The sequence below is a fragment of the Mesorhizobium sp. ES1-4 genome (assembly GCF_020164745.1).
In the GTDB taxonomy this organism is placed as follows: domain Bacteria; phylum Pseudomonadota; class Alphaproteobacteria; order Rhizobiales; family Rhizobiaceae; genus Mesorhizobium.
Genome location: NZ_JAIUGV010000003.1, coordinates 437597 through 452048 on the forward strand (window position 1 = coordinate 437597; position 14452 = coordinate 452048).

Here is a 14452-nt window from a genome sequence, read left to right on the forward strand (position 1 = left end):
TTGCCCCTCAGAACTGGTAGCGACGCAGGCGCGTCTGGATGAGGAAGAGGTAGACGCAGACGCCGCCGAGGATGATCAGGAACATCATCGTGGCGATGGTCGCGCCCATGTTGGGGTCGCCGACCTGCAACTGGAAGCCGAAGAAGGCGCGGTAGAGGAAGGTGCCGAGGATATCGGTGGAATAGTTCGGCCCCGCGAGCGCGCCTTGCGCCGTGTAGATCAGGTCGAAGGCGTTGAAATTGCCGACGAAGGTGAGGATCGAGATGATGCCGATCGACGGCAGGATCAGCGGCAGCTTGATCTTCCAGAACTGCGACAGGCCGGTGATGCCGTCGCATTCGGCCGCCTCGATCACCTCGTCGGGGATCGACAGCAGGGCGGCATAGATCAGCATCATCGGGATGCCGATGAACTGCCACACCGAGATCAGGCTGAGCGCCGTCAGCGCGTATTGCTCCTTGCCGAGCCATGGCGTGAACAGGCTTCTGAGCCCGACGATATCCATGAGATGCGGCGCCACACCCCAGAGAGGCGACAGGATCAGCTTCCAGGCAAAGCCGACGATGACGAAGGACAGGATGGTCGGGACGAAGATCGCCGTGCGGTAGAAGGCCGAGAACCTCAGTCTTGGGCTGGACAGGAGGGCTGCCAAAAGCACGCCGACCGGGTTCTGCACCAGCATGTGGATGATGAAGAACCAGACATTGTTGCGCAGCGCGTTCCAGAAATTGACCGACCAGTTCGGGTCGCCGAACAGGGTGCGGAAATTGTCCAGGCCGACGAAGACCTGGTGCTGATCGACATTGCGGAACAGCGACAACTGCAGCGTGCCGGCGAGCGGCAAGATCATGATCGCCGTATAGACGAGCACGGCGGGCGCCAGGAAGACGGCGATGTGCCAGCGAAACGGTCTTTTCGGTCGTGCTTGTACGGCCATGAGTTCGGTCCCCACCGTCTCTCGGTTCCAGACGATATCGATGCCAGATGGTGCCTCGATGCGACGCCCAGACATTCTTGCCGATGTAGCAAGAAAGGCCTGCGATTGATCCAGCTAGCCTTCCCCAATAAGGAGCAAGGGTAAGGCCGTGAGGCGGTGCCGACAATCGCTATCTGAACGAGCGTATCTAATCCGGAACCGGCCGGGCATGCGCCCAGCCGGCTCCGTTGCCTGAGCTCTTACTTCGCCGGATGATACCAGCTGTCGAGGCCATCCTGCAGCTTCTTGGCAGCAGCCTCGGGCGTGTCGGTGCCATTGATGACGTTGGCCGATTCGACCCACGTCTCGTTTTCGAGGTTCGGCGTGCCGCGCGACAGGATCTGGTAGGTCGAGCGGATGGTCGACTTGCACTTGCCGCGCCAGGAGACGAATTCCTGCGCCAGCGGGTCTTCCATCTTCACCGGCGAGGAGTTCAGGCTGAAGAAGCCCGGCAGCGCGTTGGCGTAGATGGTGGCGAAGTCCGGCGAGGCCACCCAGGACAGGAAGGTCTTGGCCGCGTCCGCATGCTTGGAAGCCGCATTCAGGCCCATGCCGATATCGGTATGATCGGAGATGTAGCAGGTGTCGCCCGCCTTCTCGACCGGTGGCGGGAAGGCGCCCATCTTGAACTGGGCTTGGGTGTTGAACAGGCCGATTTCCCACGAGCCGGCAGGATAGATGGCGGCGCGGCCGAGCGTGAACAGGTTCTGGCTGTCCGGATAGGTCTGGGCTTCGAAACCGTCGCCCAGATAAGGCTTCCACTTGGCCAGTTCCTCAAAGGGCGCGACCCAGTCCTTGTCGGTCAGCTTCTGATCGCCCTTGATCAGCGCCTTGCGGCCGTCCTCGCCCTTCCAATAGTTGGGGCCGATGTTCTGGTAGCCCATGGTCGCGGCTTCCCACAGATCCTTGGTGCCCATCGCCATCGGGATGTAGGTGCCGTCGGCCTTGATCTTGTCGAGGGCGGCGAAGAACTCGTCGCGGGTTTCCGGAACCTTGATGCCGAGCTTGTCGAAGGCGTCCTTGTTGTAGATGAAGCCGTGGATGACCGACGCCATCGGCACGCAGAAGCTCGACTTGCCGTCATCGGTCTGCCAGGCGGACTTGGCGACGGGCGAGAAGTTTTCCATGCCGGGCAGTGCCGAGAGATCGGCAAGGTTGCCCTTCTTGAACAGTTCGAGCGACTTGTCGAACGGGCGGCAGGTGATCAGGTCGCCCGCCGAGCCGGCGGCGAGCTTGGCGCCGAGCGCGGCGTCATATTCGGTCGGAGCCGAGGGGGCGAACACCACCTTGATGCCGGGGTTCTTGGCTTCGAAGGCCGGGATCAGCTTGTCCTTCCAGATGGCAAGATCGTCGCCGCGCCAGCTTTCGATGTTGAGCGTTACGTCCTCGGCGTGAGCCAGCCCGGCCGAGCCGAGAATGCTTGTGCCCAGAAGCAGTGCCGTCAGTAGTTTCGTTGTCATGCTCAGTCTCCCTGTTGACCTTTTTCAGGTTCGGTTTTGATGAGAACCTAGGCTTTGGAGCCCTTGTTCCCCTCGCAAGCCCGTTTCACCCCGACCGAAATCGGGATGAAACAGGCTCTATCTCTTTGTTCGAGCATGATCTTTTCCGAAAAGCGGTTTCCACTTTTCGGGATCATGCCCCAGCGCGGAAAGGGCCGGCCGCAGTTTCTGGCCTGTCCTTTCCAGTATTTGCCGCGCCGCGTCGGCGCTGTCGGCGCCTGCGGCGAGCAGAATGGCGGTCTTGACCGCGCCGCCGCTCTTATCGAGCAGCCGGACCGCTTCGTCCCTGTCGCGGCCGCTGACGGCGGCGACGATGCGCGCCGCGCGGTCGCGCAGCTTGATGTTGTCGGCCATCAGATTGACCATGTAGCCGTCATGGACGTGGCCGAGATGGACGGCCGTCAGCGTCGACAGCATGTTGAGCGCGATCTTCTGGGCCGTGCCAGCACCCATGCGGGTCGAGCCGGCAATGACTTCCGGGGGCGTTTCGAGCAGGATGGCGGTGTCGGCCCGCTTGAGCAGAGCCGAGTCCTTGTTGTTGGCGATGCCGATGGTGGCGGCACCCCGGCGCCGTGCGTCTTCGATAGCACGGACCGCATAGGGTGTCGTGCCGCTGGCCGAAAGGGCGATCAGGCAATCGCCCGCGCCGATCCCGGCATTGGCGACCGCCGTCGAGGCCTCCTCGGTATCGTCCTCGGGGCCGCCGGCCAGTGTCCTGAAAGCTTCGTCGCCGCCGGCGATCAGGATGGCGATACGATCGCGCTGGATGCCGAAGGTGCCGGGCAGTTCCAGCGCGTCGGCCAGCGCCATCAGGCCGGAGCTGCCAGCCGCCGCATAGGCGAGCTTGCCGCCGCCGCTCAGACTGCCGGCAATGATCTCGGCTGCCCTGGCGATGGAGGGAATGGCGTTGCGGACGGCCTTCGCGGCCTCGACCTGCGCATCGGCCAGCGAGCCGAGGATTGCTTCGGGAGCCTGGATATCCAGCCCCTCGGCATTCCCATGCTGCGCTTCGGTGCGCGTTTCGGCCATCCCAGTTCCTCCAACTCCGAAAACAATACCAAAAAAATACCACTTGTCCACACTCATTAACGAATTCGTCGGCCAGAATTCGCTTCGCCGGCAAAATGACGGAGCTTTTCAATAAGATACGGCTTAATCTTTTTGAAAGACAAATTAAGCCTTGGCTATTGGTATTTTATTGGTATTATCGGTCCGGAGGAGAAATCGCGTGAAATTCGTGCTCGGCATCGACGGCGGCGGCACCAGCTGCAGGGCCGCACTGGCTACAGCGGACGGCGTCGTCGTCGGCCGCGCCAAAAGCGGCGCCGCCAACATCCGCACCGACCTCACCGGCGCCCGCTCCAACATCGTCGACGCGGCGCGGCAGGCTTTCATCGCAGCCGGGCAAGACCCGGACCTGATTGCGCAAACACCCGCCATTCTCGGCCTTGCCGGCGCCAATGTCGGAACCTACCGGCAGCAGCTGGAAGCGATCCTGCCGTTCAGCACCAGCCGCGTCGAGACCGATGCGGAGATCGCGCTCGAAGGTGCGGTCGGTTCCGGTGACGGCGCAATGGCGATCCTGGGCACGGGCACCGCCTATATGGCGCGCAAGAACGGCAAATCGCGCGCCATTGGCGGCTGGGGGTTTCAAGTCGGCGATCAGGGCAGCGGCGCCCGCATCGGCCGCGACCTGCTTGAGCAGACGTTGCTGGCGCATGATGGCGTGCGCCAGGCCTCGCCGCTGACCGACAGCATGATGGCGGTCTTCCGCAACAATCCCGAAGACGTGGTCGAGTTCACCACCAACGCCAAGCCCGGCGATTTCGGCGGCTTCGCACCCATGGTTTTCGAGCATGCGGCTAAGGGCGATGCCGTCGCCAACTGGATCGTCGACAAGGCGGTCTCGGATGTCGAGGCTTCGCTCGGCGCGCTCGGCCTTTCAGACGACGCGCCGCTCTGCCTGCTCGGCGGTTTGGCGCCGCTCTACGCGCCGCGCCTGTCGGCGCGCTACAACGCTCTGCTGAGGGAGCCGCTCGACGATGCGCTGGGTGGCGCCGTGCAGATGGCGGCCCGTCTGTTCGCCGGAAAGGAGGCGGCTCGATGACCGACGCTGCCGACCAGATCTTTGCCGCGCTGAAACAATCCTCGCAAAGCGGCGCGCCACTTTACCTGCAGCTGCGCAAAAGCATCGAGGACGCCGTCAATCGCGGCCTGATCGGACCGGGTGACGCCCTGCCTTCCGAGCGCGACATCGCCACCAAGGCCGACATTTCGCGCGTCACCGTGCGCAAGGCGGTGCAGGACCTGGTCAAGGGCGGCATACTGGTGCAGCGCCACGGCTCCGGCACCTTCGTGGCGCCGCGCATGGAGCGCGTCGAGCAGTCGCTGTCCAGGCTGACCTCCTTCACCGAGGACATGGCGCGGCGCGGCATGGCGGTGCGCTCGGCATGGCTCGACCGCGGCCTGTACCCGCCCTCGCCCGACGAGATGATGGTGCTCGGCCTGTCGTCGACCGAGCTCGTGGCGCGCGTGGCGCGCCTGCGCATCGCCAACGAAACGCCGCTGGCAATCGAACGCGCCTCTCTGTCGGCCAGAGTGCTGCCCGATCCGGCCGGCATCGGCTCCTCGCTTTACGCGGCACTGGAACTGACCGGCAACCGACCGGTGCGCGCCGTGCAGCGCATCTCCGCCGCCAATCTCGGCGATGGCGATGCGCGCCTGCTCGAAGTTCCGCCGGGCATTGCCGGCCTGCACATCGAGCGTATTTCCTATCTGGCGAGCGGCAAGGTGATCGAATTCACCCGCTCCATCTACAGGGGCGACGCTTACGACTTCGTCGCTGAACTCCGGCTGACCGGGCCGGGAGAGGACAACAGACCATGACCCCCAACACCACGCATATGCAACGAGAGATCGAGGAGATCCCGCAAGCCGTCGCCCGCCTGCTCGACGGCTCGGGAACGCTACTGGCCGAAGCCGGGCGCGGTATCAGGCAACGCGACCCGCATTTCGTCGTCACCGTGGCGCGTGGCTCGTCCGACCATGCCGCCACCTTCATGAAATATGCCGTGGAGCTGACCGCGGGCCTTGCCGTCGCTTCTGTCGGCCCCTCCATCGCCTCGATCTATGGCCGCAAGCTCCGGCTTGACGGCGCGGCATGCCTGGCGATTTCGCAGTCGGGCAAGAGCCCAGACATCGTCGCCATGGCCGAAACCGCCCGGGCCGGCGGCGCGCTGACCATCGCCGTGACCAACACCGCCGATTCGCCGCTCGCGCGGGCCTCGGACTATGCGATCGACATCCTGGCCGGCCCGGAGCGCAGCGTCGCGGCGACCAAGACCTTCATCAACTCCGCCGTCGCCGGTCTCGCCCTGATGGCGCATTCGACCGGCGATGAAGCCCTTCTCGCGGCACTTGCCCGCCTGCCCGAGCATTTCGGCAAGGCGATCGCCTGCGACTGGATGGGCGTGCTGGCCGAAACGATCGAGAGGCAGAGGTCGCTGTTCATTCTCGGCCGCGGGCCATCGGCGGCGATGGCCAACGAGGCGGCGCTGAAGTTCAAGGAGACCTGCGGCATGCATGCCGAGGCCTACAGCGCGGCCGAAGTCATGCATGGCCCGCTGGCGCTGATCGGCCCCGACTTTCCGGTGCTGGCGTTGGCCGCGCGCGACGCGTCCGAGCCCTCGGTCGCCGAAGCCGCCGACAGCCTGGCGGCCAAGGGCGCGCCGGTGTTCGTCACTTCCGCCCTTGCCAACCGCGCCACGCGCCTGCCGCATGTCGCAACCGGTCATCCGCTGACCGATCCGCTGACGCTGATCGTCTCCTTCTACATGTTCGTCGAGGCCTTTGCCCGCCATCGCGGCCTTGATCCGGACGCGCCGCGCAACCTTCGCAAGGTGACGGAGACCGTATGAGCGATCGTTTCGCCCTGACCGGCGCCCGCATTTTCGACGGCGACGACTGGCATGAAGGCCACGCCCTTGTCGTGCGCGATGGCCTCGTCGAAGCCATGCTGCCGCAAGGCGCACTTGCCGGGGACATCCGCGCCTTCGACACCGGTGGCGGCATGCTGGTGCCGGGTTTCGTCGACATCCAGGTCAATGGCGGCGGCGGGGTGATGCTCAACGACCATCCCGATGACGCCTCGATCGAAACCATCTGCCGGGCGCACGCGCCATTCGGCACGACGGCGCTGCTGCCGACGCTGATCACCGACACACCCGCAATCACCGCCGCCGCAATCGCCGCCGGCGAAGCGGCTGCCCGGCAAAAGGTGCCGGGCTTCCTCGGCTTGCATCTGGAAGGTCCGCATCTGTCGATCGCCCGCAAGGGCGCCCATGACCCGGCACTGATCCGGCCGATGACGGACGCCGACCAGGCCATGCTGGTCGCGGCGCGGCAGAAGATGCCGGTGCTGCTCACTACGATCGCGCCGGAATCCGTCGACCCGGCCCGCGTCACGGCCTTGGCCGAGGCCGGGATCGTCGTCAGCCTCGGCCATTCCGACACGGGCTATGCCATGGCAAGAACCTTCGCCGAGGCCGGAGCCAGCGTCGTAACCCACCTGTTCAACGCGATGAGCCAGATCGGCAACCGCGAGCCCGGGCTGGCTGGTGCGGCCATCGACACCGGTGCCTTGTCCGCCGGGCTGATCGCCGACGGCATCCATGTCCATCCCGCCACGATCAGGATCGCGCTCGACGCCAAGCTGGGACCGGGCAGGATCGTGCTGGTCACCGACGCGATGGCGACGATCGGCACCGACATGACCTCGTTCACGCTCAACGGCCGCACCATCTACCGCAAGGACGGGAGCCTCAGGCTTGCCGACGGCACGCTGGCCGGCGCCGACCTCGACATGATCTCGGCGATCCGGTTCATGCACCGCACCGTCGGACTGGAGCTGTCCGAGGCCCTGCGCATGGCCTCGCTCTACCCGGCTCAGGCGATCGGCCAGTCGCACCGGCTTGGCCGCTTCGCCAACGGCACGGCGGCGGACATCGTTGCACTGTCGGATGATCTTGGCATAGGAAGCGTCTGGATCGGCGGCGACAAGGTGTTCGAGGCCGGCGCGTCCCGCTGAAAGCGAGGCCATGCAGACAATCGATTGTGTGGTCGCCGGAGCAGGCGTCGTCGGGCTGGCCGTCGCCAGGGCGCTTGCCTTGTCGGGCCGTGAGGTGGTGGTGGTCGAGCAGGCCGACGCCATCGGCACCGGCACCAGTTCGCGCAATTCCGAAGTCATCCATGCCGGGCTCTATTACGCGCCGGGAAGCCTGAAGGCGCGGCTCTGCGTCGAAGGGCGCCGACAGCTCTACGCCTACTGCGCCGGCCGCAACATCGCCCATGCCCGCACCGGCAAGCTGATCGTTGCCAGCGAGCCCGGCCAGATCGACGGATTGCGGGCGATTCAGGCCAATGCGCGGAGCTGCGGGGTGGACGATCTCGAGCTCCTGACGCACGAGCAGGCCGAAAACCTGGAACCAGCACTGACATGCGCCGGCGCGTTGCTGTCGCCATCGACAGGCATCGTTGACAGCCATACGCTGATGGTGTCCCTGCGCGGCGACGCCGAAGCGGCCGGCGCATCCTTCGCCTTCCTGACGGCTGTTGCGGGAGCCAAGATCGAAGCCGACGGGATCCGCATCGACACGCGCGACGCCAATGGCGAGACTTTCGCCCTGAGAGCCGGTGCCTTCATCAATGCCGCGGGCCTCGACGCACAGGCCGTGGCCAGCCGGATCGATGGTTTCCCCAGGGATTTCATCCCCCGGCGGTGGCTGGCGCGCGGGAATTATTTCGCGCTTCCGGGGCGGTCTCCGTTTTCGCGCCTGATCTATCCGGTTCCGGTCGAAGGCGGCCTCGGTGTCCACCTGACGCTCGACCTCGCCGGCAATGCGCGCTTCGGGCCCGATGTCGAGTGGATCGACCATGTGGACTATACGGTCGATCCCGACCGAAGCGCCGTCTTCTACGAGGCGATCCGGCGCTATTGGCCCGCTCTTGGCGATGGCGCCCTGCAGCCGGCCTATGCCGGCATCCGGCCGAAGCTGTCGGGCCCAGGCCAGCCCGCCGCCGACTTCGTCATACAGGGACCGTCCGATCACGGCGCCGGCCAGATCGTCAATCTGTTCGGCATGGAGAGCCCCGGCCTGACGGCAAGCCTGGCGATCGCCGACCATGTCGTCGGATTGCTGTGTCGGGAATGATAGGCACTGCCGGAGCCGCCATCAAACGACCTCATGAAACCTTTTGATTTTGAAGCCGTTGTCGGGCGTATGTCCGACGCGAAACCCAAATCAAAACCGGCCGTCGATCGCGTCGAACTGCGCGGCGACCCGAAGCCGCGACAAGCAGCGGCGCACTCACACAAGCCGCGTGACGAGAGGACGAGCGAAGAGAAGCCCCGCGAAGAAAAGCCACCCGAACAGAAGACATCGCCCACCGAAGCCGCATCGGAGGTTATCGGCGTCGCCGCGCCACCGCCGCCGGACGACGTTGAGCCCGATCCGGAACTGACGCCGGAGGAGGCGGAGCGGGCGCGCAGGAAATACTTGCTGAGACGCTTCTGGATGGACGGGCGCGGCTACTGGGGGCGGCACGGCGACAAGCTTGCCTGGCCGTTGACGATCGGGCTGTTGATCCTGATCGGCGTCAATGTCGGCTTCCAGTACGGTATCAATGTCTGGAACCGGGCGATTTTCGACGCCATCGAGAAGCGGGACGCCAATACGGTCTATTACCTGAGCGGCATTTTCCTGCCGGTCGTGGCCGGCAGCATCAGCCTTGTCGTCGCGCAGGTCTATCTGCGGATGACGATGCAGCGCCGCTGGCGCTCCTGGGTCACCACCTCGGTCATCGCACGCTGGCTGGATCACGGACGGTATTACCAACTGAACCTAGTCAAGGGCGACCACCAGAATCCGGAGGCTCGCCTGTCGGAGGACCTTCGAGTCGCGACAGAGTCGCCGGTCGATTTCGTCGCCGGCGTCACATCGGCCTTCCTGTCGGCCTCGACCTTCATCGTGGTGTTGTGGACGATCGGCGGGGCGCTCAGCGTCACCTTCGGCGGCTCGACCGTCACCGTGCCCGGCTTCCTGGTCATCACCGCGGTAATCTATGCCGCGATCACCTCGACCTCGATGTTCATCATCGGCCGCGATTTCGTGCAGCTCTCGGAGAAGAAGAACCAGGCGGAGGCCGAATTCCGCTACGTCCTGACGCGGGTGCGTGAAAACGGCGAGAGCATCGCCTTGCTGGGCGGCGAGGAGGAGGAGAACACCGGCATCGACAAGACCTTTGCCGGCGTGCTGAAGCAATGGGCGCTGCTGACCGGCCAGCACATGCGCACGGCGCTGGTCTCCCAAGGGTCCAGCTTGTTCGCGCCAGTGGTTCCGGTGTTGCTGTGCGCGCCGAAGTTTCTCGAAGGCTCGATGTCGCTCGGGCAGGTGATGCAGGCGGCTTCCGCCTTCGCCATCGTGCAGGGCGCGTTCGGATGGCTGGTCGACAACTACCCGCGTCTTGCCGACTGGAATGCCTCGGCTCACCGCATCGCCTCGCTGATGACGTCGCTCGACGGGCTGGAGCGCGCCGAGCAGAACGACGAACTGGGGCGCATCAAGCACGGCGAGACCAAGGGCGACGCGATGCTCAGCCTCGACAACCTATCCGTGACGCTCGACGACGGGACCTCCGTGGTCAAGGAAACCGAGGTGGCGGTCGAACCGGGCGAGCGGGTATTGGTGTCCGGCGAATCCGGCTCGGGCAAGTCGACGCTGGTGCGGGCGATCGCCGGTTTGTGGCCATGGGGCAGCGGCAGCGTCAATTTCCACCCCGACCGCCGGCTGTTCATGCTGCCGCAGCGCCCCTACATCCCGACCGGGACGCTCCGTCGCGCGGTCGCCTATCCCGCCCCAGCCGACAACTGGACGGCAGAGCATGTCAAGGCCGCCCTCGACAAGGTTGGCCTGGGCTACCTTGCCGGACAGCTCGAGGAAGAGGCCCCATGGGACCAGACCCTGTCCGGCGGCGAAAAGCAGCGGGTCGCCTTCGCGCGCCTCTTGCTGCACGGCCCCGATATCGTCGTGCTGGACGAGGCAACCTCGGCGCTGGACGAAAAGAGCCAGGACCAGATGATGAAGACGGTGATCGGCGAATTGCCCGATGTCACCATCGTCAGCGTGGCGCACCGCGTCGAGCTCGAAGCCTTCCACACCCGCAAGATCACCCTGGAACGGCGAAAGGACGGCGCAAAACTGGTCAGCGATATCAATCTCGTGCCGCGCAGGCGCAAACGCAGCCTGTTCCAGCGTGCCTTGTGGGGCTCCGGTAGCCGGACCGAAAAGAAGTAAGGCGGTCCCGTGCGAGCAATTCCAGGAAGAGCGTGAAGCGGTTTTCCTGGAATTGCCCTAGGATGCGTAAAGATCCTTATAGGCATCGCGCAAAAGATTCTTCTGCACCTTGCCCATGGTGTTGCGCGGCAATTCCTCGACGAAGATCACCCGCTTCGGGTGCTTGTATTTTGCCAGGCGCCCGGCGATGGCGCCAAGGATTCCGGCCTCGGTGATCCGCGACGCGGGCGAGCGCACGACGACAGCGGTGACCCCTTCGCCGAAGTCGGGATGGGCAACGCCAATGACCGCGCTTTCCACGACCCCGTCGAGCGCGTCGATCTCGTTCTCGAGTTCCTTCGGGTAGATGTTGTAGCCGCCAGAAATGATCAGGTCCTTGCCGCGGCCGACGATGTGGACATAGCCGTCGGCGTCGATCATGCCGAGATCGCCGGTGATGAAGAAGCCGTCGGCGCGGAATTCCGCCCTGGTCTTTTCCGGCATGCGCCAGTAGCCGCCGAATACGTTCGGACCCTTGACCTCGATGATGCCAACCTCGCCGCGGGCAAGCGGCTTGCCGCTGTCGGGATCGGCGATACGCAGCGACACACCGGGCAAGGGGAAACCAACCGTGCCGGCGCGCCGCTCGCCCTCATAGGGATTGGAGGTGTTCATGTTGGTCTCGGTCATGCCGTAACGCTCGAGGATGGCGTGGCCGGTGCGCTCCCGCCAGGCCCGGTGCGTCTCGGCAAGCAGCGGCGCCGAGCCGGACACGAACAGCCGGATGTTCTTCGCTGCCTGTCGGTCCAGCCCCTCCTGCTGAAGCAGCCTGGTATAGAAGGTCGGCACGCCCATCAGCGCCGTGGCGCGCGGCAGCAGCGAGACGATGCGGCCCGCGTCGAATTTCTGCTCGAACAGCATCGAGGCGCCGGCCATCAGGACAACGTTGGTGGCGACGAACAGGCCGTGCGTGTGGAAGATCGGCAGCGCGTGGATCAGCACGTCATCCCTGGTGAAGCGCCATTGGCCGACCAGCACCCGCGCGTTCGAGGCGAGGTTCCCGTGGCTGAGCATGGCGCCTTTGGAACGGCCGGTCGTCCCCGACGTGTAGAGGATCGCCGCGAGGTCGTCCGCGCCGCGCTCGACATCGTGGAAATCGGCGGCTTGACGCGATGCCTGGTCCGCAAGGGATCCGTGGCCATCGCGGTCGAGCGTGACCACGACGGCACCGGACGGCTCGACCATCCCCCGGATATCCGCCGACCGTGCCGGATCGCAGACAATGACCCGAGGTGCGGCATCGTCGAAGAAATAGCCGAGCTCGGCCAGCGTATAGGCGGTGTTGAGCGGCAGGAAGACGGCGCCGGCGCGCACGCAGGCGAGATAGAGCAGAACCATCTCCGGGCTCTTCTCGACCTGCACGGCGACCCGGTCGCCGGGCGCGACATCCATTTGCAGCAGCGCATGGGCGAGTTGCGCCGACCGCGCCAGCATGTCGCCATAGGTGAGCGAGCGTCCGTCGTCGGTTTCCATCAACAGATGCCCAGGCGCCGGCATGCTGGAGCGGAATGCATCGAACAGGTGATTGCTCATGAAATCTTCCTGGGGTGACGGCAATGTCCACGCCGGCCGTGGTCTGGCATGCGGCGAAGAGTTCGCGTTTCCCGGCCCTGCCGTCAAGGCCGCACCTGTCTACTGAAAAGATGCGAAGGACCGGACAGCAAAGCGCAATGATCAAAACAGCCGTCAAGGGTGGACGCGCTGGCCCGGAGCGGGGAACTCTGAATCCTCGCCTTGCTTGAAGCGCTCCGTGCACATGGCCGCGGTCAGCTGGTAGTGATCGATCAATGCCTGGACGGCGCCGTCGGCGTTGCCGTCCAGCGCGCACTCGGCGATCAGCCGATGCTCGGCGAAATCGTCTCGCTGAACGCTCTCGCCGTCACTGGCCATCTGGCGATAGCGGTAGGCGTGATCGGAAAGCTGGTCGCAGAAGCCTACCAGCCAGTGCGACCGGCAGGCCGAGATCAGCACCCGATGGAAGGTACGATGCAATTTCTCCCAGTCCGGATTGAGCGACAAGAAGCCCTGCGGCGAAAGGCGTGAGGCGCGACCCAGCCGGTGCAGCGCCAGCACCAGTTGCTCTTCCCATTCGGCGGTGCGGTGGGCGATGGTTTCACGCAGCGCCCGCTCCTCAAGCCAGCAACGGGTGCGCGTCAGTTCCTCGAGCTCCACCGCGCTGACCGGCATGATGAAAAAGCCACGCTGGTCGTGGCGGCCAAGAAGACCTTCGGAGGCAAGGCGATTGAGAGCTTCGCGGACCGGAGAGGCGCCGGCGCCATACTTGGAAACAACCCACTCGACGCGCAGCTTGCTTTCGGTTTCCAGAGCGCCGCCCAGAAGATCATCCCGCAATCGGTGATAGACCGTGCTGGCAAGCGTGCTCTTGGCTCCTTTGCCATCGTCGTTCAGATTGGCGGCTCCGTACGTCAAAGCGACTCCTTGTCCCAACTTCCATCTTGGGCAATTCGAGTCCAAATCCTGTCAACGTACATGTACCATATCGCGCCCACCGCGACGCTCAACCAGAAAGCCACCGCCATTGTACTTAAGAACAAAGGAAAACATCAACGTGTTTGGCATGCACGCAGGATTATCTGTCCTTGTGTGCCCGTGACATCATCTTTTCTGTCGCGCGCGAACAAATGGCAGGCTCGGCCGAATCGGCCTTCTGTACAGACATGATCCGGCCCTGGCGCCGAAAGGCTCTCCGCACGGCAGCGCTGTGTTAGCCGGCGGCCTTGTCGGCCGCGGTCCTGATGGCCTCGATGTTGGCGCGATAGGCATCGACGCTGCCGCCCTTGAAGATCGCGGCGCCAGCCACCAGGACATCGGCGCCGGCCGATGTGACCAGCGGCGCGGTTTCCGGCGAAACACCGCCGTCGATCTCGATGCGGATCGGCCGGTCGCCGATCAACGCCTTGACCCTTCTCACCTTGTCGACCATTGCCGGAATGAAGGCCTGTCCGCCGAAGCCGGGATTCACGGTCATGATCAGGATCAGGTCGAGCCGGTCGAGCACATATTCGACGGCGCTTTCCGGCGTCGCCGGATTGAGCGAGACCCCGGCCTTCTTGCCGAGATTCCTGATGGTCTGCAGCGACCGGTCGAGATGCGGCCCGGCCTCGGCGTGCACCGTCATGCCGTCGCAGCCGGCATCGGCGAAGGCGGCCAGATAGGGATCGGCGGGCGCGATCATCAAATGGCAGTCGAAATAGGCCTTGGTGCGGCTGCGGATCGCCTTGATGACAGGCGGGCCGAAAGTGATGTTTGGCACGAAATGCCCGTCCATCACGTCGAGATGGATCCAGTCGGCACCGGCCGCCGCCACCGCCTCGACCTCGTCACCGAGCTTCGAGAAATCCGATGCCAGCACCGACGGTGCGATCAGGGTTTTTTTGCTCATCTCGCGGCCTTTCCGGGCGCCTCTTTCATACGGGTGCTCCGGACCGACTGCCTAAAGCGCTCCCGGCGACTTGTCGAGGGCGCAAGTACGGCGGTTCCACAGCCAGGGCCAATCACCGCCTGCCCCGGCTATGACGACGAAACCCGCCGGATTGCTCCGGCGGGTTGTCTGGCGTCGCGCAGAC

12 protein-coding genes are annotated in these 14452 nt (G+C 64.8%); 6 read left to right on the plus strand and 6 right to left on the minus strand.

What is annotated here, in order from left to right; all coding sequences use genetic code 11:
* Positions 1–7 precede the first annotated feature (7 nt).
* The 3 genes from LB556_RS08125 to LB556_RS08135 form a co-directional block, all read right to left on the minus strand.
* Positions 8–937, minus strand: coding sequence for a carbohydrate ABC transporter permease (locus LB556_RS08125; RefSeq protein ID WP_224565859.1), 930 nt, complete (start codon positions 935–937; stop codon positions 8–10).
* A 239-nt stretch (positions 938–1176) separates the two neighbouring features.
* On the minus strand, positions 1177–2436 hold the full coding sequence (locus LB556_RS08130) for an ABC transporter substrate-binding protein (RefSeq protein ID WP_224565861.1): 1260 nt from the start codon (positions 2434–2436) through the stop codon (positions 1177–1179).
* Between the two features lie 117 nt (positions 2437–2553).
* Positions 2554–3504: an N-acetylmuramic acid 6-phosphate etherase gene (locus LB556_RS08135; RefSeq protein ID WP_224565863.1), complete on the minus strand. Its 951-nt coding sequence runs from the start codon at positions 3502–3504 to the stop codon at positions 2554–2556.
* A gap of 199 nt (positions 3505–3703) precedes the next feature.
* Between LB556_RS08135 and LB556_RS08140 the strand changes: the two genes are divergently transcribed.
* The 6 genes from LB556_RS08140 (at position 3704) to LB556_RS08165 (ending at position 10826) form a co-directional block, all read left to right on the plus strand.
* Entirely contained in the window at positions 3704–4582 is an 879-nt protein-coding gene (locus LB556_RS08140) for a BadF/BadG/BcrA/BcrD ATPase family protein (RefSeq protein ID WP_224565865.1), read from the plus strand.
* The gene (locus tag LB556_RS08145; protein ID WP_224565867.1) at positions 4579–5361 is read left to right on the plus strand and encodes a GntR family transcriptional regulator; all 783 of its coding nucleotides are present in this window, start codon (positions 4579–4581) and stop codon (positions 5359–5361) included. Before LB556_RS08140 ends, LB556_RS08145 begins: the two co-directional genes overlap by 4 nt.
* Positions 5358–6392, plus strand: a complete 1035-nt coding sequence (locus LB556_RS08150; protein WP_224565869.1) for an SIS domain-containing protein — start codon at positions 5358–5360, stop codon at positions 6390–6392. Before LB556_RS08145 ends, LB556_RS08150 begins: the two co-directional genes overlap by 4 nt.
* Complete coding sequence (gene nagA / locus LB556_RS08155; protein ID WP_224565872.1) at positions 6389–7561, plus strand: N-acetylglucosamine-6-phosphate deacetylase; 1173 nt, start codon at positions 6389–6391, stop codon at positions 7559–7561. Before LB556_RS08150 ends, nagA begins: the two co-directional genes overlap by 4 nt.
* 10 nt (positions 7562–7571) lie before the next feature.
* A complete protein-coding gene (locus LB556_RS08160) occupies positions 7572–8684 on the plus strand; it encodes an NAD(P)/FAD-dependent oxidoreductase (protein ID WP_224565874.1) in 1113 nt (370 codons plus the stop codon).
* Positions 8685–8753: 69 nt separating this feature from the next.
* Positions 8754–10826 (plus strand): ABC transporter ATP-binding protein/permease, encoded by a 2073-nt coding sequence (locus LB556_RS08165; RefSeq protein ID WP_224565982.1) that lies wholly within the window; start codon positions 8754–8756, stop codon positions 10824–10826.
* Positions 10827–10883: 57 nt separating this feature from the next.
* Here the strand turns inward: LB556_RS08165 and LB556_RS08170 are convergent, their stop codons facing one another.
* From LB556_RS08170 to rpe, 3 genes are all read right to left on the minus strand, one after another.
* Positions 10884–12398 carry a malonate--CoA ligase gene (locus LB556_RS08170; protein WP_224565876.1) on the minus strand — a complete coding sequence of 505 codons (1515 nt, stop codon included), beginning with the start codon at positions 12396–12398 and terminating at the stop codon, positions 10884–10886.
* Positions 12399–12551: 153 nt separating this feature from the next.
* On the minus strand, positions 12552–13295 hold the full coding sequence (locus LB556_RS08175) for a GntR family transcriptional regulator (RefSeq protein ID WP_224565878.1): 744 nt from the start codon (positions 13293–13295) through the stop codon (positions 12552–12554).
* A gap of 295 nt (positions 13296–13590) precedes the next feature.
* Entirely contained in the window at positions 13591–14268 is a 678-nt protein-coding gene (rpe, locus tag LB556_RS08180) for a ribulose-phosphate 3-epimerase (protein ID WP_224565880.1), read from the minus strand.
* Positions 14269–14452 lie beyond the last annotated feature (184 nt).